Raw genomic sequence first — 23,302 nt, 5'->3', positions numbered from 1 at the left:
GTTCAAGATACACGCCGTCGTTCCCGAACGTCGATTTGGCCTCAGCTTGAGCGGCCTGAAAGGCTCGGCCCAAGTCCTCAGCCCGATTGACGACACGCATCCCACGACCACCCCCGCCGGCCGTCGCTTTGATGATGACCGGAAACCCGATCTTCTGTGCAGCTTGTAATGCCTCTTCTTCACTCCGCACTTCACCGGGGCTCCCCGGCGTCACGGGAAGACCTCGCTTAGCCACGATCTCTCGTGCCCTCGCTTTGTCCCCCATCATGGCGATATTTTCCGAACTGGGTCCGATGAACTTAATCCCGATGGATTCACACACTTCCGCAAAATGGGCGTTCTCCGAGAGAAACCCATACCCCGGATGAATCGCATCGACTCCGGTAATCTCCGCCGCGCTCAGGACGTTGGGAATGTTCCGATAACTGAGCGCGGAATCAGCCGGTCCGACACAGACTTTCTCATCGGCCGCCCGCACATGCATCGCAAGCGCGTCAGCTTCGGAATGAATCGCGACCGTGTGAATGCCAAGCTCCCGACAGGCGCGAATCACTCGCAGCGCAATTTCTCCACGATTGGCAATCAGAACTTTTTTAAACACGTCTTGGCTCCGACACGATGGAGAGACTCACCGTGAGAATGACCTATGGGGTGACTTTGGGATCGATGAGGAACAGGGCTTGACCATATTCAACCGACTTCGTGTTCTCCACTAAGATCTTCACGACCCGGCCGTCTATTTCAGACTCGATCTCATTCATGAGTTTCATCGCCTCCACGATGCAAAGCACTTGCCCCTTCTTGATAAAATCACCTTCGTCTACGTAAGAATCGGCATCGGGAGAAGGAGAGCGATAAAACGTCCCCACGATCGGTGAGGTCACCGTGACAAAGCCGGCGGTTCCTTCCGGCACCGGCGTCGTAGAGGAGACGGCATGCGACGGTTGCTGAGGAATGGCCGGAACCGACTCCTGATGAACCACCACAGGAGTCTTAGCCATGAGCTCGTGCCGCAGGCGTATCCGAACACCTTGGTGCTCAAGCTCCAGTTCGGTCAGGTTGTTGCGACGAAGCAGATCAATCAGTTCCTGGAGGTGTTTGCTGGAGCCGACAGGTGGCGCGGCCTCACCAAGCGGCCGCCTCTGCCCCTCCGGTAACACGATGCGACGCGTTTTAGGTTTTGACCGACGGCCACTCACCGAACACGCTCCACATAGGATCGCGTACGAGTATCGATTCGAATCACGGTACCAACTTCGAGATAGAGCGGCACCTTAATCGTGGCACCTGTTTCCACGACGGCCGGTTTTGTCCCTCCCGACGCCGTATCTCCTCGCACACCAGGTTCCGCATCGACGACCTTGAGTTCAATAAAGTTCGGCAACTCCACTGCAATCGGGCGATGCTCATAGATGAGAATCTTGACGACCATGTTTTCTTTCAACAGATCGGCATTCTCTCCCAATTGCTGCTTTTCAAATGTCAGTTGCTCATAGGTCTCTGTGTCCATGAGTGTATAGGCATCGCCGGCCGCATAGAGAAACTGCATATCCCGCTCTTCCAGATCAGGCTCTTCAAATCGCTCTCCTGATCGAAATGTGCGATCCAATACATTTCCTGATAAGTAGCTCTTCAACTTCGTCCGTACAAATGCCCCACCCTTTCCAGGCTTGACGTGCTGAAATTCAACAATATAGAAAGGTTCTCCTTCGACCATCAAACGAACACCGCCACGAAAATCAACCGTGGAAATCACTCTGAACTCCCTTCGATGAGAAGAAACTCTCTTCGTCTACAAATCGACTCAGGTCAGGCCGATCCTGCTTCTAACCGCAGGTGAGGGTTCTGGCTTGGAACCTATCGGCAACGGCTTCGTGACATACTCGCATAGTCCACGCAGGGCCAACAAATAGCCGGATGGGCCAAACCCGGAAACCTGTGCCACGGCAACTCCAGACACATAGGACTGTTGTCGAAACGTTTCCCGCCGATAAATATTTGACAGATGCACTTCGACGGTGGGGAGGTCGACTGCCGCCAACGCATCGCGTATCGCGATACTGGTGTGAGTATAGGCTGCCGGATTGATGATGATGCCCTGACAATCCCGGCGGGCTTCCTGAATCCAAGTCACCAGCTCTCCTTCATGATTGGATTGTCGAATGACAAGCTCAGCTCCCAATTCTTCGCCCAATCTACGGAGAGACGCGTCAATCGTTTCAAGAGACATCGTCCCATAAATAGACTGTTCGCGGCTGCCCAACAGATTCAGGTTAGGACCATGCAGAACCAATATACGGAGCATGGCGCGTCCGCCCCCTTCTATACCAAACGAAGGCCACTCGCACTCTGGAGGGGGCATTCTAGCAGTCTACTTTCAGAGGGTCAAACCGTTGAAGTCACGGAGAAGTTTTCCGGGTCGATTGAGGTGAACTAGACACATCACGACGGCGCGATTGGATCAAGTGAAGCCACTGCTCAAGTCGCGCAACGGACGACCTGCTTGTACTTTGAGGACTAAGGGACAGAACGGCAGCTCCTGGCTCAACGTATTCGGCTAAGTCCATTAGGGCTGGGGCCTTACAGTCATCACCCTTCTCTGTAACTTGAGCCGCACGTCCCACGACTGAGAATATCGGCTCTCCACCAGGACAATCAGACTGAGGCCTCTTGAGTTCCACTGGAGGGTGGTTCGAAGCCTGAGCACGTTCCTGCGCTACCGCGTGATCAAGACTCGCCCGCAGGGCCAAGGCTTCTTGATCTTGTGGGTTCACCGATAAGATCACGTTACAGGAGCGGATAGCGGCATCTTTGGCCCCCTGGGCGGCATAGAGTTTAGCCAATGTTCGATGCGCACGGAGATTGTCAGGGCTGACTTTTATGGCCTCTTCAAGAATGGCCTTTGCCTTCACCGGTTGGTTCACGTGCTCATAGGCACGCCCTAACGCCACCATAGCCGTAATGAAACCGGGATAGGTTTTCAGACCATCCTCCAGCACCACCACGGCTTCTTCCCAACGGCCGACTTTCCCATACTCTTCGGCCAGAGGGATGAAGACTTTGGATCCTGGCTCTTTGGCGAGCGCCAAAGCCAGCCGGTCAATCTCGGCAGCGTTGCCCGTCTTCTTAGAACCAGAAGCCATAATGAAGATTACTCCACAAGGGACGCCCCACGTGGCGCCATCAAGCACAAATCCCGCACCGCATTCAGAATCTCGTCCGCCAACCGTCGCTTGGGCATCAAGCCACACACTCGCTGCTCGCCTGTAGCGGATAGAATCACCGCCGCATTGTCATCACTGCCGAATCCACCACCGGGTTGCGTCACATCATTGGCGACGATGAGATCCAATCCCTTTCCTTTTAGCTTCTCCTTGGCATGAGACAGCACTTGTTCTGTTTCTGCTGCAAACCCGACCACAACCTGTGACGTGCGCTTCGCGGAGAGCATCGCAAGGATGTCTGGCGTCGCTTCGAGCGCAAGCTCAAGCTCAGACCTCCCCTGTTTTTTTAACTTTTCTGAAACAGTCACCCGTGGACGAAAATCCGCAACAGCCGCCGCCATGATCAGGACCGTGCAGGAAGAAAAGTGCTGAGACAACGCCTCGGCCATCTCCTTCGCGGTTGTCACGTGAACGGTGGTGACTCCTGAGGGAGGCACTAATGCGGAAGGTCCCGTGACTAACACCACGTCCCCCCCACGAGCACGTGCCGCTTCTGCGATGGCATACCCCATTTTCCCGGACGAACGGTTGGAAAGAAATCGCACTGGATCGATCGGCTCTTGGGTTGGCCCCGCGGATACCAATACACGCTGCCCCTGCCAATCGGCCTGCGGACGTAACACAGCACGGACTGCCTCCAGAACTTTCGCTTCCGTTGGGAGTCTCCCCTGTGCGACCCGACCTGATGCGAGTGGTCCAATTTCCGGATCAAGTACGACCGTCCCGCGCGCTCGCAGCATATCGACATGTTGCATGACTGTGGGATGGATCCACATGTCGCCGTCCATCGCGGGAGCCACAATGACAGGACATCGCGTATTCAGTAGCATCGTGGTCAAGACGTCATCCGCAAGGCCAAGCGCCGCCTTCGCCAAAAAATTCGCCGTTGCCGGAGCCACCAGGACTGCATCGGCATTCTCTGCGAGCGTCAGATGCGGCATGACTGCATGAGCGTCAAAAAGATCGGTGACAACCCGATGACCTGACAGTACTTCAAAGGTCAGCGGCGTCATAAATTTTGTCGCTCCCCTCGTCATGACAACCGACACGGTCGCCCCTTGATCCCGCAACGCGCGAAGCACGCCGACCGCTTTATAGACGGCAATACTCCCGGTCACCCCGAGCACCAGGTGCTTGCCAGCAAGAGCCGCGAAGGACCTCGCGTCGTCCACCATCTACTCCTCGGTCGGAGCTGCCGTCGGCTGAGTCGTATCATCAACGTACACACTGAGTTCTTTCTTGATTTCCCGAGCATCTTCCCCGGTCATCATCGCGATACGCTCCGTCTCACCTTCCTTCCCACGCTTGGCTTCCTTCATCGCATCGCGCGCTTCCTTGCCGATGAGATACTTCACTTGCCCTTTCAAGACCTCATCCAGCGCAACGGTCGTTTCCCTCGTAAAACGAGAGGGTCCACTAGGCCTGGCGCCCTGGGTCAAGTGCTTGGCCCTCTGCGAGGCAACGATCACCAATCGGTGTCTGGAGTCAAATTCGTTGGACGTGTACTGCGGTAACAAATTCAGCATGTCGATCATAATAGATCTCTCTCCCTTGGCGATAAAATGTGAGTACCAATCCTCAATCTGCCGGTGCTGCATCCGTCTCGTCGACGAAACTCTGCTCAAGCCACTGCATGTCCATCCGCTGAGTCTTAAGACGTTCGGCCTGGAAAATGCTCTGCAACTCACGAAGAGACTGCGTAAGATCGTCGTTTTGCACGATGTACGAATATTCACGAGCACACCAGACTTCTTCTTTCACTTTGCGGAGTCGGCGCAGGATTTCCTCCTGAGAATCCGAAGCGCGGCCCTGCAATCTGGCGCGGAGAATATCCATTGATGGCGGCAAGATAAAGATCGACACCGCATCGACAAATCTTTTCTTGATCTGGAGTGCGCCCTGCACGTCAATTTCAAGCAAGACATCAACGCCCTGCTCAATCTTATCCATAAGGGGACTCCGAGGGGTTCCATACCAGTGGCCATAGACATGGGCATATTCCAAAAACTCATCGCGAGCCACCATGTCGTGGAATAGTGGTTCTTCAATGAAGAAGTACTCTCGTCCATGTTCTTCACCAGGACGAGGCTCTCTTGTCGTCGCCGATATGGAATGCCAGACCCCGGATATCGAAGTCACAATCTGTTTACATAAAGTCGTTTTCCCAGCCCCTGAAGGGGCTGACACGATATACAAAATACCCCGACGCCCTGAAGCAGGCAGCCGGCTGGAGGACAGATGGCGTGTGGTCGACGGGCTACTCATTCGACGTTCTGCACCTGCTCACGCACACGTTCCAATTCTGCTTTCATTCGAACAACTTCCGCGGCAACCACAGCATCATTCGCCTTAGAGCCAATCGTATTCACTTCCCGTCCCATCTCCTGTAGAAGAAAGTCCAGCGTCTTTCCAACTGGCTCACTGTGCTGAACAGCCTTCTCAAACTGTATCATATGCGCGTCCAATCTGACCAATTCTTCCGTAATGTCACACCGGTCGGCGTAGATGGCGAGCTCCTGATTCAGTCGAGGGAGATCCGGAACGACATCCCCAATCAATTTTTCCACACGACGCTTCATCCGATCAAAGGCTTCCTGTGCGACAGATGTGGTACGGTTGGCAATCGTCGTTTTGCATGTCCGCACACAAGCCAATCGACCCAGCATATCCTTCGCAAGAAGCCCGCCCTCCTTCTTGCGCATGGTGACCATGTCCGATACCGCTTTCGCTCCCAACCGTTCAACAAATTTGAGGAGTTTTGGATCATCAGTTGTCTGATCGGACAGCACAATGACGTCACGAAATCCAGCCATCAGGGCGATGTCGATCGATCCTTTCAGCTTCAATGTACGTTGGAGGGTTCGAAGAGCCTGATGGTAGTGCTTCGCCAAGTTCTCGTCAAGTTGAGGCAACCGCCCGGTCCCCTGCCCCCCCTGAAGCACCACGGTGAGATCGACTCGGCCACGGGCACAATGCCGTTGGACGGATTTTTTAAAGACTTCCTCCAGCCTCCCCATTGATTTTGGCAAACGAATGGAGGTTTCCAAGAAGCGATGGTTGACTGATCGCACCTCAATCGTGACGGTCGCTCCGGCACAGGTCCCCTGGCATCGACCAAACCCAGTCATACTTTTAATCATCTCGTCAATTTTCCTTCCCACTCACAGAGATCGTAGAGCGCACAGGCGCCACAACGAGGCTTCCGCGCAAGACACACATATCGTCCGTGAAGCAACAGGCGCTGTGAAATATTGGTCCACTCCACTTGGGGATAGAGAGCCTGAAGATCACGCTCAATTTGCTCAGGATTTTGCGAGCAACTCAGGGCTAAACGGTTCGCTGTACGCTTTACATGGGTATCAACAACGACTCCGGGCTTTCCAAACACTCCTCCGAGAAGCACGTTCGCCGTCTTCCGTCCGACACCAGGAATTGACGTCAGCTCGTCCATCGTGCTCGGCACCTGACCACCAAATCGGGTTGAGACAGCCTGTGCACAGCCGACCAAGTTGTTTGCCTTACTTTTGTAAAAACCCGTCGGTTTAATCAGCCTCTCCAGATCGGTCTTCTCCGACCTTGCCATGGACTGTGGAGTTGGATAGCGCTGAAACAGCGCCGGTGTCACTTGGTTCACCCGCTGATCTGTGCACTGTGCAGAAAGAATCGTCGCCACCAGCAGCTCCCATGGCGAACGGTGCGTTAACTCTATCCTTACCACCGGTACGGTCTGACGAAGTTGTACCGCGATCTTCGCTGCACGGCCCGACACAGATCCGGTCCTTCCGCGATTGGGTGATCTCATGGATGTTCGATTGTGCAGCGCTTACTGATACGTTGCAAGAGCCACCTCATCATCTCCCTGAAGTGCCTGTGCTGTTTGGTCATTGGCGGGCAACAGTGCGTTCACGTGCAACTCCAGTTGAGTCAGCAGAGGACGAAGCGAGGCGGGCTGAAACGCAGAAATCCCAATGGCTCCGTACCGCCGGCAGAGCCAGTCCACCTGTTGCGGCAACGCCTGGTCACACTTATTGAACACAAGCACCCTAGGAATCACCATCAATTTAAGCTCCTCCAAGATGGCCTCCACAGCGGTGATCTGCACATCAATATCCGCGGCACTCACGTCAACGACATGGAGCAGGAGATCCGCCTCGCGAAGCTCATCCAGCGTCGTCCGAAACGCGCCGACCAATTCCTGAGGAAGATCGCGAATAAACCCCACGGTGTCTGTCATGATGACTTCACGGTCTTCAGGGAATCGCAATCGTCGGCTTGTTGTATCAAGAGTTTCAAACAGTCGGTTTTGTGCTGAGACATGACTCTTAGTCAGAACGTTGAGCAGGGTCGACTTTCCAGCATTGGTATAGCCCACCAACGAAATCACCGGGAGCCCATATCGCCCGCGGCGGGATCGGCGCCGATCTTGATGCCGTGCGAACCTTGCCAATTCCCGTTCTAAATGCGTGATCCGCTCCCGGACTCGTCGACGATCCGTCTCGAGTTTCGATTCACCTGGCCCCCGCGTGCCGATGCCGCCTCCCAAACGCGACAACTGGGTGCCACGTCCTGACAAACGCGGCAAGAGATAGCGAAGTTGTGCTAACTCGACCTGAATCTTCCCTTCACGACTATGAGCACGACGAGCAAAAATGTCCAAAATCAGTTGCGTGCGATCAATGACCTTGATATCCGTCATTTCCGAAATGGCCCGCAGTTGGGCTGGCGAGAGCGTTTGGTCAAAGATGACCATGTCAGCTCCACGATGAAGGGTCTGAATCAAGACAGCTTTCATTTTTCCGCTTCCCAACAGATATCGCTGATGTCCATCCGACGTTCGTTGGGCCATGCGATCGATCACCGTGACATCGGCCGATGCCGCCAACTCCGCCAATTCAGTCAGCCGCTCCTCCTGCTCCGCTCGGCTTTTCACCGACGCGCTGACAAGGATGGCCGACTCCTTTCCGTGTGCCACCGCATATTGCGCACAAGCCTGCTGCAGTTCTGCTTCGAGATCCTGAATGAACTCGTCGAACGCCACCCTGACACTGTGGAATGGAATCGATCGCCACACCTTGAACAGTTGCGCGGCAGCATTGGGAGGCAGTAAATTTGCGAGGTACAACTGCCCCAGCTGGCCGTCGGCGGCGACACTGAGGACGCCAACCAGATCAAGGCGCAAGAAGGCGAGGTCGGTGAGCACTTCCTGGCTCAATGGCTGATCCTGCAATTGCGTCCGAATAAATCGCAACCCACGAAGCGCTCGACTTCCGGTACGGAACAAGGTAAGCGTCGCAGAAGAGAGCGTCAACTCCGTTCCCACGATCACTTCCTGAACCTGCCCACGCCGTGTCAGCAGCACACCGATTGGTCGACGCAGTTCAAGCGTCAGTTGCCCCATTACCTTGGCGAGGTCCGACGAAAGGATCGTGTCATGTGTAACGCGACGACGGTAGAGTCGTTCGAGCGCAGCGAGCTGGCTCGCACGAATCCCCGCAATATGACCACGGATATCAGAGATCGCGATTCTCCTTCTGTTTCAGGAAGCCCATAGTGGCCGGGCTAGTCCCGCTAAATGTCACCGCCTCATTCATCGGATCAATGTCAAGATCTGCAGGGCATGGTTCTCCGCACATCAGCCGCTGCCGTCCTGCCGACGCAATCATAGCCGCATTGTCCGTGCAGAACTCCGTCGGAGGAAGTGATAGTCGGATCTTCCAACGCTCTGCTCGTTCACTCAACACCGCACGTAATCGCGAGTTCGCTGATACACCACCTACCACAGCAAGCGCAGATAGATTCGCCTGCTTCAACGCCGCCAAGGACTTTATGACCAAAACCTGTATAATCGCCTCTTGATAGCCAGCCGCAAGATCGGCAATTTGCTCAGGCTTGAGCGGATCCGCCATTCCGCGCAACTTGTATAATAACGATGTCTTGAGACCGCTGAAGCTAAACTCAAGGCTGTGCTTCGTCCGATGAAACCGCGGAAACGGGATGGCCTGCGGATCTCCTGCTCGGGCAACCCGATCAATCTCCGGTCCACCAGGATAGCCAAGACCAAGCATCTGAGCTCCCTTATCAAACGCTTCACCGGCTGCATCATCACGAGTGCACCCAAGCAGAACACACGCCCCGTCCGTTTCACGACGATAGAGGTGCGTATGTCCTCCCGATACGACCAGGACAATACAGGGAAGGGGAAAGGTCGGATCAGCCAACCATGCGGACGCAATATGACCCTGCAAATGGTTGACTCCAATGAGAGGAATACCCAGTCCATAACTTAAGGCTTTTGCATAGTTCACCCCGACCAGCAACGCCCCTGCCAACCCCGGTCCTTGAGTGACCGCGACGGCCCGGAGATCACCCTTCGCAACCTGAGCCTCTCGCAACGCGTGAGTCACAACTAGGTCGATTGTTCCAAGATGAGCCCGGGCCGCCAATTCCGGAACGACTCCGCCGAATTTCTCGTGAACGTCCTGTTGCGACGAGATAATGTTGGAAAGCACCGTCCCGTCAGCACCGAGGACTGCAGCGGCTGTTTCATCGCAGGAGGATTCAATGCCGAGAACCGGACCTGATTTCCAGACCGTCTGCTTCAAATTTGTCTGTGCTGCCGAATGAACACCCATCATGCGACGAGGAAACCGTCACGCCCTGTTGAAACAAAATGGCCTCTGCAGCCAGATGCTGCAGAGGCCATACCCATTGTATTCAATCCCTGGATGACCACAAAAGAGCACTACACTCCAGCCATCGCCTCCTGCTCGATAAAAGCCGGGGCCCCGTCTCGCAAGACGACCTTGACCTTGCGGCTTTCCTTGAAGCGTCCTCTGATCAGTTCATCAGACAGGGGATCGCCGATGGCACGTTGGATGGCCCTCCGCATCGGTCTTGCCCCATAGAGTGGCTCATACCCTTCTTTAATGAGCCATTGCTTAACTTCATCATCAACCTCAATCTCAATCCCTTTGTCAACCAGCCGCAGATTCAACTCGCGGAGTAGAATATCCAGGATATTGTAGAGCTGCTCTTTCTCAAGTTGATGGAAAATAACGATTTCATCGATTCGATTCAAAAACTCTGGACTGAACGACTTGCGAAGCTCTCCGAGCACCTCTTCCTTTTTCCGACGTGCGGCTTCGCCTTCCGTACTCTGGAACCCAAGCGACACACCTTTCTGGATCATCTTCGTCCCAATGTTGGACGTCATGATGACCACCGTATTCTTAAAATCGACTTTTCGTCCGAGGCTGTCGGTCAGAACCCCGTCATCCAATACTTGGAGCAGCACATTAAACACATCGGGATGCGCTTTCTCGATTTCATCAAACAAAACGACTGAATAAGGCCGACGACGAACTTTTTCCGTGAGCTGACCTCCCTCCTCATATCCCACATAGCCAGGAGGGGCACCAAAAAGCCGAGAGCTGGTGAACTTCTCTTGGTATTCGGACATATCAACGCGAATCAGAGCATCTTCGCTGTTGAACAAAAACTCGGCTAATGTCCTTGCAAGCTCCGTCTTCCCAACCCCTGTCGGGCCAAGGAAAATGAAGGAGCCAATCGGTTTCTTCGTCTCCTTCAAACCGGCTCGCGAACGACGAATCGCTCTGGCAACGGCTGAGATCGCCTCGTTTTGACCGACCACCCTCTTGTGAAGGAACTCTTCCATTCTCAGGAGCTTGTTCGACTCCTCCTCTTCCAGCTTGAAGAGTGGAATACCGGTCATCTTTGAGACAACGTAGGCGACGTCTTCCTTCCCAATCACAGGCTTGTTTTTTTCTTGGTTCTTTTTCCACTCTCGTTTGGATTCATCGAGGAGCTTGCGGAGTCGCTCCTCTTCTTCGCGATGCCGAACTGCTTCCTCGAAATTCTGCATGGAAATTGAGAGCTCTTTCTCACGTGCAACCTTCTTGAGCTCTTGCTCCATGGCTTTCAATTCTGAAGGAAGCGCGTAGGTCTGCAGCTTGGCGCGTGATCCAGTTTCATCAATCAGGTCGATCGCCTTATCGGGCAAGAACCGATCGGTAATGTATCGATCGGATAACTTGACGGCCTCCACGATCGCATCCTCTGTAATCTCCACTCCATGGTGTTCCTCATATCGATCACGGAGCCCTTGAATAATGCGGACGGTTTCATCCATGTTCGGTGGCTGAACGTAAATCGGCTGGAACCTTCGCTTCAATGCCCCATCTTTTTCGATGTGCTTACGATACTCATCCAACGTCGTCGCACCGATGCACTGAATTTCCCCGCGCGAGAGCGCGGGCTTCAACATATTCGATGCATCAATCGAACCCTCAGCCGCTCCTGCTCCCACCAGGGTATGAAGTTCGTCGATAAAGATAATGATGTTACCGGCCTGAACGATTTCTTTCATGACAACTTTCAAGCGCTCTTCAAACTGTCCGCGGTATTTCGTCCCTGCGACAAGCGACCCAAGGTCTAACGCAATAACTCGACGCGAGAGCAGGTTGTCGGGCACCTCAGACTGGATGATTCGTTGGGCAAGCCCCTCGACAATGGCTGTCTTTCCGACCCCAGACTCGCCAATGAGAACTGGATTGTTCTTGCTTCGCCGACTGAGAATCTGTAAGACCCGCTCAATTTCGTCAGCTCGACCAATCACAGGATCCAGTTGACCTTCTTGGGCCAATTGGGTCAGGTCACGGCCGAACTCATCCAACGCCGGAGTATTGCTTTTCCGATCACGTTCACGGGGAGCAGACTTCCGCAAAAACGTCACCGTCAGCTGACGAGCGGTCAGAAGATTTGCCCCCAGGCTTCGAAGAATCTTGCCTCCAATCCCTTCTTCTTCACGCAACAGCCCAAGGAGCAAGTGTTCACTCCCAATGTGGTTGTGGCCAAGCAAACGTGCCTCCTCAACCCCATATTCAATAACCTTCTTGACTCGTGGGCTAAAGGGGATCTCCCCAAACGTCATCGTTGTCCCGCCACCGGGCAGATTGCGTTCAATCTCCAGTCGAATCTGCTCGGTCGACAATCCCATCTTCTTCAGGATCATGAGGGCAATCCCGTCGGACTCACGAAGGATCGCCAAGACCAGATGTTCGGTACCCAGATAGTCATTCTGGTGCCGCTCTGCCTCCTCACGCGCAAGGATGATGATCTTCCGACCTTTATCCGTAAATCGTTCGAACATCCTGCCTCCTTCTCGGTGAGTGGGACCCTGGCCGCATTCAAGCAAACCCTTGAAAAACCTTGTTGTGATTCTAACCACAGTATGTTTGAGAGTCAAGATTGAGCGGAGAACGAGACGGTGAAGCAAGGCCCTAGCTTATGAGTTCCGGCGTCTCTTTATGGAGTAGACCACAAGAGGGCCCAACGGCCATACAGGATGACGGCTCGGCAAAAACGTGCCCCTTGTGCTATTCAGGATCTGCACAGTCATTGCGCTATTTGGGCTGATAGCACGAAGGGACTGTTCAAAAACCCTCTTGCAAAGCGACACAGGAAGCCCAACGGCCTTTTCATTGACACAAAATTACGCATCCCGATACAATCACCACCCTCATCCGTCCAACTATATGCGTGGCATTCATGAAAAGTAAAAGTATCGGGATCCTGACAAAGCCAAAGTTTCCCGAAGTAAAGACCACGCTGCTTGGCGTGGTGGCCTGGCTTCGTGACCGTCACATCGATGTCTTACTCGACACGACCTCCGCACTACTATTAAACGAACCAGGCGGAATTCCTAAAACTCAACTGGCTCAAAAGGCGGATGTTCTATTGGTCCTGGGAGGGGACGGAACCATTCTCAGCGCTGCGCGACTTGCGGCTGAACGAAGCATTCCGATCCTGGGTGTCAATATGGGAGGGCTCGGATTCTTGACGGAGGTCAGACTGGATAACCTCTATCCGTCTCTTGAACGAGTCTTCGCCAACGATTTCACCCTTGATGAACGACTAATGCTCACCACACATATCCACCGGCATGGAGAAACGGTGGCACAAGGTGTTGTGCTCAACGACGTGGTCATTAGCAAGGGCACATTGGCTCGAATGATTGAACTGCACATCGCAATTGGGGGGCAATTCGTCACGAACCTGCGAGGGGACGGTCTGATCATTGGCACACCGACCGGCTCTACCGCTTATTCCCTCTCGGCCGGGGGGCCGATCATGAACCCAGCCCTTAAAGCATTTATCCTGACGCCAATCTGTCCACACACCTTAACCCATCGCCCATTGATCGTGCCGAGCACTGCCATCATCGAAGTGACTCTGACCAGTAAGGATGATGGATCGATGGCAACGTTAGATGGGCAAGTGGGCGTAGCCATGACACAGGGCGACACCGCGGTCATCCAGGCTTCAGAGAACCGAACTCAGCTCATCAGATTTCCCGAAAGCCACTACTATGAGGTGTTACGAGAGAAGCTCAAATGGGGACATAGTTGAGGGTGAGATAGCAGCCCACCGGCCTCAACTACTCGTCGGTTCGATATGCTTCAGCATGTCCTGATTAGCCGAAAACTTAAACTCACCGATACAGTCGGTCTTCCCCGAAAAAGAGCGCTCGACCGCATCCAGTGCTCGCAACCCATTGATGTCAACTGGACGGCTCTGCCGTTGCTTGAGCCGCGTGTGCAAGCGGTCTAGTACGATGTTCACATCTCCCCCATTACTAACCGTTGCTCCCAAGTACCGTTCAACCACCTCCGCACACCAATCTCCATCGCGCTTCGCAACCCCAACAAGACCTTCACTGGCTTTTCGAGCCCAACCTGCCAAAAATACCCCTTCCATCACCTCGCCGGTCGATTCATCATACGCCTGGAACAGAGCATCATCAGGATCATTTCCGGTCTTATTGGGATTGGTAGTAAACACTCCGCTCTTATAGGGCAGACCAACCGTCTCATCAACCTTATCGCCAACCGCAAATACCACTGAATCGCAAGGAAACTCATAATAGGCTTTTAAGCCAACAGCGACCGTGTCCTCTCCCTTGGGATCGAGCCGATTGTCTTCCATTTCGAGTCCGCGTACCCGATTGTTGCCATCAACGAGAATCCTTTTCGGAGAGGCAAGGAACCGAAAACCCATCTTTGTCTCTGACACCTTGGGCTCACACTTCGTAAATTCATCAGTGAATGCCTTCAATACCTCATCCGGATTCTGCCCGACCTTGGCAAGGCGGTCCTTGATGCGGGCAAACTCAGCATTGATTCCCTCAATATCCATATTGGCGCAGATACTTCGAATCTCTTTCGGATTATACTTTCGCTCGACCGGTCCCCGCCTCACGATCGCCGTGACACGTTCGACCTGTTTATAGCGAGTCAGCCAGTGGGCAATATCCACCATCACGTCGCCAGCCCCGATCACTGCAACGTGTTTTCCCATGTCAAACGGGCGATCCCCATAGCCGGGAAGTCGATTGAAGTGATAGACGACATCTTTTGCGTGAAACACGCCTTGTGCGGAATCCCCTTCCACACCAATGGCTTTAGTCCCCTGAGCACCGATCGTAAAGACAACCGCGCTTGCCCCTAGTCCACACACCTCTTTAACCGTGAGGTCCTTGCCGTTCCCAATCGTGACATTCCCCAAATAGTGGACGTTCTTCTGTTGGAGGAGATCCCAGTACTGTTTCTTCAGGCCGCCGCGGAGTTTCAACTTCGATGGGAAGATCCCATACTCAGCCAAGCCGCCAAATTTTATGTCACGATTCAGAATGATCACCTCGTGCCCGACTTTTGAAAGGGCAGCCGCTACGGCCATACCAGCCGGTCCCGCTCCTGCGACGATAACCACATGTGACTGCGATCCACTCATATTCAATCGTCCTTCAAAATGTACGTGAAAAGCCTTGATTATCAACAACTCGCGGACTTTACCATAGCGATTCCCGCACTGTCAAAACGGGAAGAGTGTTGACCACTTCATGAAAAAGGCACCCATTCCCTTCACTTGCACGGCTCTCGCCACTCGACGACACTGCGCATACTTCTACTGGAGATCCTGCAAACCGCAGGCGGTATCCGTTTCTGTCCTGCTTCCTAGTTACCCAAGATCTCTGATACTTAATCTCTCGCTCTGGATAGACAGGTCCATCAGCACCTGCACTTCGACGAAGCGTACCTTGTACCGGATTTTGAATAGGCAGAACGCCACATTACCCCAAGAGTCAACGGCACTCGTGGTGCGATCAGCAGCAGCGCCTCGGCGATGAAACATGATCCGGGATATTCTCAAGTGGAGGGGAACCAGCAGCTCATGCCGACCTCACCCTTCATGCTTGACGAGTCCATTGTGGTAATCCTTCCAAACCTACTAATGAACGTGCCAATCTTAAAGCACTTGTTACTGCAATCGGCCAATATCTCGTGACCGATATTATTATCATTCGAAATATTGTGAATTCGGCTATGTGCCGTAGATTCTCCCCCGTTTGGGCCACCGCAGCCACGTAGTCGACTTGGACATTGACAGTCGCTACATCTCCGGCGGGAGAACCCAACCTGGAACGCCCACAGGCGACTGGCCTCTTGCTGCGGCAATGCCTACGTCAACCTCTCTTCCTTTGCTCGATGATTCAAGGGGGTTCGGTGTTATCACGGGCAGAAGGAATCAGCTAGGCTCCCATGAGCAAAGCGTCGGAGAGTCCGCACAGCGCCTCATGAGGTGGGTCACCGGCTCAGGGGGTTCGAGTTTGGTTAAGTCAATAACCAGCTCATCTTTGGCGTTCGCAAAAATCCCATCGATCAGGCTGTTTCGCAAGGGAATAACCGCATCGGCCGGCTGAAAGAGCAAGTCAACACCTTTGGCCGCAGTCGGCCTCATGGGATAACGGCGATCGTAGATCATGCCGTAGGCTGGAATACCATACATGATCCTCCAGTTCCCCAGAAGAAAATGCAACTCCCTTCCATGGATATACAATCCACCCGTCGTAATGATGCGCCGTGCAAACGTCTGCGGCTGACTGAGATAAAACGTGACACGCTCTTGATAGGTGGCTTCCGCCAATGCTCCCGCCAATTGAGCTGACAGAAGCGTGATCTCCTCATCCGTGAACGCCGGAACCAGCGGAGACTCACCAAGGAACCACCGTTGTAGTGCGGTCCGATGTTCCTGCACCTTCATCCCTGTCAAAATTGTCCGTATCGTACCCGACTCGATGAGAAATGGGTGCGCATGGTGAGTCGGTGGCCATTCAGCGAGAACATCCGCATCTTCTTCTAGCCGCACATAGTTCACAGGATCTTCGTAAATAATCCGTGACGGGATGTGTGGCACCGCACAGCCGACCAACAGTACGGGGGAAAGGGTCAGCAGCAACGTTATCACCAATAGAAATTTGTCTGGCTTTCGATCTTGTATCTTCCTACCGTTCACCCCTTCTTCCCCTCCCCCCTTTCCTGATCAACCCTCACTGATCGTGATAGTCATCTCAGCACGCTCCAATGGATTGTCTCTTCCATCACGTTTCATACCGACTATCTTGTCGGCCACGTCCATGCCGCTCACCACCTCCCCGAATACGGTATATTGCCAGTCGAGGAAGTTTGCGTCCGCGACACAGATAAAGAACTGTGACCCGGCACTGTCGGGATCATTGGCTCGGGCCATGGATACGATCCCTCGTTTATGAGGTGTGCTGTTGAACTCCGCTTTCACTTTATACCCTGGCCCACCCATGCCATGTGAGGAGCGATCGGAGCTCTTGCTGTTGGGGTCTCCCCCTTGAATCATAAATCCGGGGATCACTCGGTGGAACGTCGTCCCATTGTAAAACCCCTCTTTGGAAAGCTTGAGAAAGTTCGTGACATGCCCTGGTGCCACATCGGAAAAAAACTTGAGCACAATGTCGCCTACCGGCTGCCCCTTGCTCGTCACAGCAATCGTCGCTCGTACCTCGTCACCTATCTCAGCCATTCGAAGTATCCTTTCTAAGGTTATCGAAAGAGAAACGGGGGTGGCGCAACTCCAGCCTCCAACCCTTCGTTCACGGCAATCCATGAACTCCCATCGTCGCTGCGGAACACTCCGGAACTGGTTCCGGCATACAGTCCTGTTTCTTTGGACCCGATCAACACCTGGATAGCCTGATTGGTCAGTCCCTTATTCACCGGAATCCATTGCTTCCCTTGATCCACTGTCTTGAAAATTCCGTTCCCCGTCGCCACGACCAAACTCCGATCGCTCGACACAATACCGCGGATGGAATCATTGGGCAACGCCCGACTGATCGGTCGCCAGGTCTGTCCACCGTCACCACTACGAAAGACACCGCCATCGAAGGTTCCAGCAACAAGGTGTTGCTCGTGATCGATGACGAGCACGCGGATGAAGTTTTCGATCATCCCTTCATGATCTTTCAAACCATGATGCATCCGCACCCATCCTGATGAACGAGGGCTGAAGCGAACTACGCCTTTCCCCGATGTCCCGGCGAAGAGCGTCCCATCCGCCGAGCGAGCGAGGGCATGGACCAACACATCGTCCAATCCCGTCGTCACGGGAATCCAATGATCGTCGGAATGCCGCAAACGATAGACACCGTCGCCGGTTCCGGCGAACAGTTCCTGATCGACTGCCAGTAAGGCCTTCACCTCCAGCCGCTTGAGCCCGGTGCTGACCGGCTGCCACGAGTTGCCGTCGTCACGCGAACGAAACACCCCTCCGCGAAACGTACCAGCATAGACCTGGCCATCCTTCGTGGAGGACAGACTCAAGATAAACGGATCGGTCACTCCTCCTCCCACTCGAACCCAAGTTGAACCTCGATCAGTACTACGAAAGATGCCATGACCAAATGACCCCGCATAGATGGCACCATGGCTGTCCATCACGAGAGCCTGCACACTCGCAACAGATTGGCCGAAAGGGTTCGGCGATGATGAAGGATCTGCCACTGGTATCGCTACGGAAAACGGCGGATCCTGCGCGTAAGCGGCCGCTTCTCCCATGAAATGCAGGACACCATCACCCACGAGCATGGCAACTGCAAGAAAAGCAGTCCGCCAAACATTAACGAATTGAGCCATCATCGTACCCTCGTTCCCGCAGTGTTAATCGGCAGGTCCGGATCAAGCGGCAGATCAACGTCACTGGGAGTCGGATTCCGGCCAAACAGGCGCGCCCCGAGAATCCCAACCTCATACAGCACCATCAAGGGAACGGCCATCAGCAGCATCGTAAAGAGTGTCGCATCGGGTGTCACAACCGCTGAGATGATGAGACAGAGCAAGATGGCATGTTTACGGTACCGGGCAAACGTGTGAGCTGACGCGAGTCCCGTCAGAGCCGCAAGCGTCATGACCAATGGCAATTCAAACGCACACCCGAAGATCAGTAAGAACTTCACGTTGAAATCAATATAGGTCCCCACACTGAGTTGTGGGGTAATGTCACGGTCCAACCCGAAACTCACAAACCACTCGATCACGAGCGGCAGAATGACTATGTTGCAAAACACCAACCCTAATGCGAACAACCCGCCGGCTATCATGAAGAGAGGGATGGCCCAGCGTTGTTCCGTCGGCAACAGCGCCGGCTCGATAAACTTCCAACATTGGTAGAAAATGACCGGGAGACTCAGAATCACCGCCGCTAACAATGAGACCTTGATTGAAGCAAAGAGCGCTTCCGTCGGCCCATAAAATGCCAGCTGATTCGGGAACGGACGATTGAGCCAAGCCACCATGTCCGACGAAAACGTGAACGTGAGCACCAATGAACCCACGATCGTCGCCCCGATAATGAGCAATCGACGTTTGACGGCTTGAATATGAAGGGCAAGTGGATGAACGGCGTGCTGCATAAGCCTGGCCAAGGGTCCTAAATCTCCCTAGCCCCCATGATTCATGACGACTCGTGCTCCATCGACCAACTCAGCGTCCGAGCACCCTCGAGCCTTCAACCCCACGCAGGTTCGACCGAGAGCGATATTGAGGCGGCGAGGGGCACACAACCAAGATGCTCCGTGAGATGGTCATACGAAACCCCGAGGAACCACGGCATACATGAAACAGTCCGTCTCGGCCACAAGGGCTGGCCAGCTGGCCCGGCCGCAGCAAACCCACGGCCAGGCTTGTCTCTGTAGCCCATCGAAGATTTCAGCAGAAGCGTTCATGCATCATGCGGGCTAGCAAGCGGCTGATTACCGCGCTGGCTCCAATCGTTGCTCACGATAGAGGCGAATGATCTCTGCCAGCTTGTCTTTCTTGACTAACTTTTCTTTCTGAAGCCGTTTTTTTTCAATCTCTTCGTTCGGTGTCAGCACATGACGTCTTTGCAGCTCGTTGAGTTCAAGATCCAGGCGATGGTGAGACTGTTCCAGCTCTCGAAATTCGGTGTTGGTGTGGCGAAGCTGTTCCATGATCGCATCTTCTGTCAACATACGACACCTCCTCTGGTTAGAGTGAATCTGGCAACAGTGGTGCACCTCCTGTGCGGCATGTTCGATCTGGCTGCCAGGAACCTGGCAACACAAGTGGATTCATTTCCATTAAGAGCGCGTCTTCGGTGGGATGGGTATAATACTGAGGACGCTTGCCGACCTGAACAAACCCCAGCTGCGTGTACAATGACCGTGCAGCCTCGTTCGAGGCTCTGACTTCAAGGATGGCCCGAGTGGCTGCCTGTTCAACCCCGAGGCGACAAGCCTCCATCACAAGCGCACGTCCAACTCCTTGCCTCCGCATCGACCCTCGCACTGCCACATTCATCAGCCGCAGTTCTTCAAAGACAATCCAAAAACAATGATACCCGAGAATCTCCGATTCTGCCTCTCTCCTTGACGGATCTTGGCGCAACGCGACGAGAAAATGTGCGAAAGGATTGCCCGTCAATTCAGCTTCCAACATTTTGCGCGTCCAAGGCGCCGAGAAGCAAGCCTCTTCTAACAACACAATCTCTGGCAACCTGTCCGGTGTCGCTGGAAGAATGTGCAGATCCAACATCGTTCTCCCACCACGCAGCGCAATCACACTCCTGACCGTCTCCGACCTCGTGCCAATCGCTCTGCCGTCTTTCGTTCAACACGGCGTTGACGCCGCACCACCGGTGAAATCCCTCCCGAGCGTTCATATTGGATTTCTGCCTCAGCCCGCTGGACATAGAGGGGAACGACGGCCTCCCCCGCAACCTCCCCCCGTCGAAGCCGAGCCATCCCACTACGAGCAACGGAGACGGCCGACGGTGTAAAGAACTGTTCCGATCCCACCGTCACTGTGCTCGATTTCAATAGGAGCTCGTGAGTCTTAGGTGCCATCGTCCCCCATCCCGCTCCAATGACCACTGTAGGCTCATGAAGACTTTGAACAAAGGCTTGTTCCGTTCCAACCTGTTCACCTAACACACGATCGACCCGCCCATCCACACCTCGGCGAAAGATAGCCCAATACACTTCCCCCCGGCGGCTAGGCAACAGGGGACAAATCGATATCGTGGTATCCACATTCCAGGCCATCGCCTCCAATGTCGGGACAAGGACGAGGGGAAGTCCTGTTGCAGCCCGTAGGCCGAGGCAGGTGGCGAGACCAACTCGAATGCCCGTAAACGAACCAGGTCCAGATGAACAGACCAGCCCTGTCAGTTCATGAAGTGGCACTCGAGCTTGTATAAGGAGGCGGTCAATAGTCGGTAAAAGTAAGGTGCCATGGGCCACGCCAGCCTCCTGGTCATGCTGAGCAATGACCCCGTTCTCATCGAGAATCGCCACACTCTGCCACGTGGTGGCCGTTTCAACCGCAAGGATCTTCATTGACAGCTATAGAGTCTGACCTAAGTCTTCCGCTGTGATCGCCTGATTCTGGTGCAGTTCATGGAAGGTGACCTGCACGGCTCCTTGGCCACGTCCATCCTCAAGAGAAATCTTGAACGGACGTAGCAACCGAGTATCGGCATCGGCTAGAGTCTGCGACGACGCGGCACCTCCGGCATCGAGTGGCCTAAAATCATCGTAGTGAATCGTGGCCTCGATCTCCCCGCCCTCACCAAGCCGATCCTCCTGCACCACCAACAACCGGCGATCAAACCAGAGACGGCGAAGCAGTGACCGAGACGAGTGACCTACCCCACGTGCCACCCCGTACACATCAAGACGATACAGCCCCTTCTCCAACACCAGCTTGGCGGTCTCATCTCTCGCAAGCGCATTCGCGCCGAACAGGCCTCCGATAGCCCACGCACTCAGCTGGGAAAAGCGAGCGAGGCTCCCCTGGTCCTTGAGGTCGGCTTGATCACCGGTATACACTTTCCCTTCCAATGGGAGCCGAAGTTTATACCACTCATCGGCTTGGACGAAGTCAAACAGCTCACCTCCGAACGGAGTAAAACCTTTCAGCCTCAAGGCATTCGGCCGCCGATAATAGACCGTTCCCTCGACGCGGGAAAGGATTGGAATGAGCCCGCCCCGCACCTTGGCACTGAACAACCCTTTCATTGAATGGACTGCGGCATCACGTTGGCGCAACAACACGGTTAAGTCCTCAACCGTGACTCGTTTGAGCGGGACTTCTTCCTTAGGACCAAGCACTGCGCAGCCGGACAGCAAGACCAGCGGCCCAAGGAGCACGACAACGAGTAGACGCATCATAATCATCGGTGATGACTGCTTCTCTCCAATCAACAGACTACGCTAAGACCACGTCGAGCGCCTCTCTGACCTCTTGAATCCCAACCAGCTCCATGCCCTCAATGGGATCCAGCTTCGTCAGATTTCGCTCAGGCAAGAGGCAGCGTTTGAATCCCATCTTTGCGGCTTCACGGATGCGTGCTTCAGCCTGGCTGACCGCACGGACCTCCCCGCCGAGACCAATCTCGCCCAACATCAAAAACCCGGGCTCTACGGGAATATCCCGCAAGCTGGAGGCGACCGCTGCCACAATCCCCATATCGATAGCCGGCTCGTCGATGTGCATGCCGCCCACGACATTCACATAGACATCCTGTCCGGAGAGATGCACGCCCAACCGTTTCTCCATCACCGCCAACAACAGGGAGACGCGATTCAATTCCACCCCGTTCGCCATCCGCTTCGGCATCGCATAGCTCGTGGACGACACCAGAGCCTGCAGCTCAACCAGAATCGGCCTGGTCCCCTCAAGGCTCGACACCACCACCGATCCCGCACTTCGCTGTGGGCGCTCGGCCAAGAACAACTCCGATGGATTGTTCACCTCTTCGAGCCCGGTGTCTTTCATCTCAAACACACCAATTTCGTTCGTCGACCCAAAACGATTCTTCACGGCGCGGAGAATTCGATAGCTATGTCCCTTGTCACCTTCAAAATACAACACCGTATCCACGATATGTTCCAAGAGCCGAGGCCCGGCGATCGCCCCGTCCTTCGTGACATGGCCGATGATGAAGACCGGTACGCCGGCGCGCTTCGCAAACCACATCAGTTGCCCAGCCACCTCTTGCACTTGACTGATGCTGCCGGGAGCAGACGTGATCTGTTCTGTGTACACCGTCTGAATGGAATCGACGACCACCGCAACAGGCCGCACGTCCTGAACCGACTTCAAGATCAGTTCGAGTGACGTTTCAGCCAGAATCAACAGATGCGGATGTTCGATCCCCAATCGCTGTCCCCGCATTTTGATTTGCCGTGGCGATTCCTCCCCTGAGACATAGAGGACCGGAGCGTCCTTCGTCGCCAACCGCGGCAAGGCCTGGAGCAACAACGTGGTCTTCCCGATGCCAGGATCACCACCGATTAAGATGACCGCGCCGGGAATCACACCACCACCCAAGACTCGATCAAACTCGCCGATCTTGGTCAACCGACGGTCCTCGCCGACGACCTCGATCTCTGCAAGAGGTGTGGCCTTGGCTTGAGCCGTTTTCAAGTCAGCAGGCCGACCCTTGCCGGTCGCTGCTTGCCGCTCCTCTTTCATCGTATTCCAGCCGCCGCAGTCCGGACAGCGACCGAGCCACCGTGGCGATTGATGGCCACAAGCCTGGCAGGAGAAGACAACCTTCGATTTCAACGATGGATCCTCACAGGGAACAACCACCCAACAGAGCTATCTTAATGGATGGAGAATGGGAAGGAAAGGACCAGCCCTGCATCATGACATCGTGCTCTCGAT

24 protein-coding genes are annotated in these 23,302 nt (G+C 54.4%); 1 reads left to right on the top strand and 23 read right to left on the bottom strand.

Annotated elements, in window-relative coordinates:
• The 13 genes from ACYX34_RS09300 to ACYX34_RS09240 form a co-directional block, all read right to left on the bottom strand.
• Positions 1–601: biotin carboxylase N-terminal domain-containing protein (locus ACYX34_RS09300; RefSeq protein ID WP_462076277.1), on the bottom strand; the 601-nt coding region annotated here is incomplete at its 3' end.
• 43 nt (positions 602–644) lie between these two features.
• Positions 645–1,199 carry an acetyl-CoA carboxylase biotin carboxyl carrier protein gene (accB, locus tag ACYX34_RS09295; RefSeq protein WP_462076276.1) on the bottom strand — a complete coding sequence of 185 codons (555 nt, stop codon included), beginning with the start codon at positions 1,197–1,199 and terminating at the stop codon, positions 645–647.
• The gene (gene efp, locus ACYX34_RS09290) at positions 1,196–1,756 is read right to left on the bottom strand and encodes an elongation factor P (RefSeq protein ID WP_462076275.1); all 561 of its coding nucleotides are present in this window, start codon (positions 1,754–1,756) and stop codon (positions 1,196–1,198) included. Before efp ends, accB begins: the two co-directional genes overlap by 4 nt.
• Positions 1,757–1,804: 48 nt before the next feature.
• On the bottom strand, positions 1,805–2,305 hold the full coding sequence (gene aroQ, locus ACYX34_RS09285; protein WP_462076274.1) for a type II 3-dehydroquinate dehydratase: 501 nt from the start codon (positions 2,303–2,305) through the stop codon (positions 1,805–1,807).
• Positions 2,306–2,399: 94 nt separating this feature from the next.
• The gene (locus ACYX34_RS09280; RefSeq protein ID WP_462076273.1) at positions 2,400–3,143 is read right to left on the bottom strand and encodes a tetratricopeptide repeat protein; all 744 of its coding nucleotides are present in this window, start codon (positions 3,141–3,143) and stop codon (positions 2,400–2,402) included.
• Between the two features lie 8 nt (positions 3,144–3,151).
• The gene (coaBC, locus tag ACYX34_RS09275; protein WP_462076272.1) at positions 3,152–4,399 is read right to left on the bottom strand and encodes a bifunctional phosphopantothenoylcysteine decarboxylase/phosphopantothenate--cysteine ligase CoaBC; all 1,248 of its coding nucleotides are present in this window, start codon (positions 4,397–4,399) and stop codon (positions 3,152–3,154) included.
• Complete coding sequence (locus tag ACYX34_RS09270; RefSeq protein ID WP_462076271.1) at positions 4,400–4,759, bottom strand: DNA-directed RNA polymerase subunit omega; 360 nt, start codon at positions 4,757–4,759, stop codon at positions 4,400–4,402.
• A gap of 43 nt (positions 4,760–4,802) precedes the next feature.
• Positions 4,803–5,489 carry a guanylate kinase gene (gmk, locus tag ACYX34_RS09265; protein WP_462076270.1) on the bottom strand — a complete coding sequence of 229 codons (687 nt, stop codon included), beginning with the start codon at positions 5,487–5,489 and terminating at the stop codon, positions 4,803–4,805.
• Complete coding sequence (locus tag ACYX34_RS09260; protein WP_462076269.1) at positions 5,486–6,364, bottom strand: YicC/YloC family endoribonuclease; 879 nt, start codon at positions 6,362–6,364, stop codon at positions 5,486–5,488. Before ACYX34_RS09260 ends, gmk begins: the two co-directional genes overlap by 4 nt.
• The gene (nth, locus tag ACYX34_RS09255; RefSeq protein WP_462076268.1) at positions 6,361–7,026 is read right to left on the bottom strand and encodes an endonuclease III; all 666 of its coding nucleotides are present in this window, start codon (positions 7,024–7,026) and stop codon (positions 6,361–6,363) included. The genes ACYX34_RS09260 and nth overlap by 4 nt, the downstream gene beginning before the upstream one ends.
• A gap of 21 nt (positions 7,027–7,047) precedes the next feature.
• Positions 7,048–8,622: a GTPase HflX gene (gene hflX, locus ACYX34_RS09250; protein WP_462076267.1), complete on the bottom strand. Its 1,575-nt coding sequence runs from the start codon at positions 8,620–8,622 to the stop codon at positions 7,048–7,050.
• Between the two features lie 112 nt (positions 8,623–8,734).
• On the bottom strand, positions 8,735–9,856 hold the full coding sequence (gene tsaD / locus ACYX34_RS09245; protein WP_462076281.1) for a tRNA (adenosine(37)-N6)-threonylcarbamoyltransferase complex transferase subunit TsaD: 1,122 nt from the start codon (positions 9,854–9,856) through the stop codon (positions 8,735–8,737).
• A gap of 110 nt (positions 9,857–9,966) precedes the next feature.
• A complete protein-coding gene (locus ACYX34_RS09240; protein ID WP_462076266.1) occupies positions 9,967–12,393 on the bottom strand; it encodes an ATP-dependent Clp protease ATP-binding subunit in 2,427 nt (808 codons plus the stop codon).
• 398 nt (positions 12,394–12,791) lie between these two features.
• Here ACYX34_RS09240 and ACYX34_RS09235 point away from each other — a divergent pair, with 398 nt between their 5' ends.
• On the top strand, positions 12,792–13,652 hold the full coding sequence (locus ACYX34_RS09235) for an NAD(+)/NADH kinase (protein WP_462076265.1): 861 nt from the start codon (positions 12,792–12,794) through the stop codon (positions 13,650–13,652).
• Positions 13,653–13,676: 24 nt separating this feature from the next.
• Here the strand turns inward: ACYX34_RS09235 and ACYX34_RS09230 are convergent, their stop codons facing one another.
• The 10 genes from ACYX34_RS09230 to radA all read right to left on the bottom strand — a co-directional run bounded on the left by ACYX34_RS09230 (position 13,677) and on the right by radA (position 23,200).
• Positions 13,677–15,032, bottom strand: coding sequence for an FAD-dependent oxidoreductase (locus ACYX34_RS09230; RefSeq protein ID WP_462076264.1), 1,356 nt, complete (start codon positions 15,030–15,032; stop codon positions 13,677–13,679).
• A gap of 795 nt (positions 15,033–15,827) precedes the next feature.
• On the bottom strand, positions 15,828–16,595 hold the full coding sequence (locus ACYX34_RS09225; RefSeq protein WP_462076263.1) for a hypothetical protein: 768 nt from the start codon (positions 16,593–16,595) through the stop codon (positions 15,828–15,830).
• Positions 16,596–16,622: 27 nt separating this feature from the next.
• Positions 16,623–17,135, bottom strand: coding sequence for a peptidylprolyl isomerase (locus tag ACYX34_RS09220; RefSeq protein ID WP_462076262.1), 513 nt, complete (start codon positions 17,133–17,135; stop codon positions 16,623–16,625).
• A 20-nt stretch (positions 17,136–17,155) separates the two neighbouring features.
• Positions 17,156–18,250: a hypothetical protein gene (locus tag ACYX34_RS09215; RefSeq protein ID WP_462076261.1), complete on the bottom strand. Its 1,095-nt coding sequence runs from the start codon at positions 18,248–18,250 to the stop codon at positions 17,156–17,158.
• Positions 18,247–19,023, bottom strand: coding sequence for a twin-arginine translocase subunit TatC (gene tatC / locus ACYX34_RS09210; RefSeq protein ID WP_462076260.1), 777 nt, complete (start codon positions 19,021–19,023; stop codon positions 18,247–18,249). Before tatC ends, ACYX34_RS09215 begins: the two co-directional genes overlap by 4 nt.
• Before the next feature lie 339 nt (positions 19,024–19,362).
• Positions 19,363–19,602: a DUF465 domain-containing protein gene (locus ACYX34_RS09205; protein ID WP_462076259.1), complete on the bottom strand. Its 240-nt coding sequence runs from the start codon at positions 19,600–19,602 to the stop codon at positions 19,363–19,365.
• Positions 19,603–19,618: 16 nt separating this feature from the next.
• Positions 19,619–20,191, bottom strand: coding sequence for a ribosomal protein S18-alanine N-acetyltransferase (gene rimI / locus ACYX34_RS09200; protein ID WP_462076258.1), 573 nt, complete (start codon positions 20,189–20,191; stop codon positions 19,619–19,621).
• A complete protein-coding gene (gene tsaB, locus ACYX34_RS09195; protein ID WP_462076257.1) occupies positions 20,188–20,967 on the bottom strand; it encodes a tRNA (adenosine(37)-N6)-threonylcarbamoyltransferase complex dimerization subunit type 1 TsaB in 780 nt (259 codons plus the stop codon). Before tsaB ends, rimI begins: the two co-directional genes overlap by 4 nt.
• A gap of 6 nt (positions 20,968–20,973) precedes the next feature.
• On the bottom strand, positions 20,974–21,801 hold the full coding sequence (locus ACYX34_RS09190) for a hypothetical protein (protein ID WP_462076256.1): 828 nt from the start codon (positions 21,799–21,801) through the stop codon (positions 20,974–20,976).
• A 37-nt stretch (positions 21,802–21,838) separates the two neighbouring features.
• Complete coding sequence (gene radA / locus ACYX34_RS09185; protein ID WP_462076255.1) at positions 21,839–23,200, bottom strand: DNA repair protein RadA; 1,362 nt, start codon at positions 23,198–23,200, stop codon at positions 21,839–21,841.
• Between the last annotated feature and the right edge of the window lie 102 nt (positions 23,201–23,302).

The sequence above is a fragment of the Nitrospira sp. CMX1 genome, from assembly GCF_054902215.1.
The sequence above is the reverse complement of the archived record's forward strand: the minus strand, read 5'-3'. Positions and strand labels throughout refer to the sequence as shown.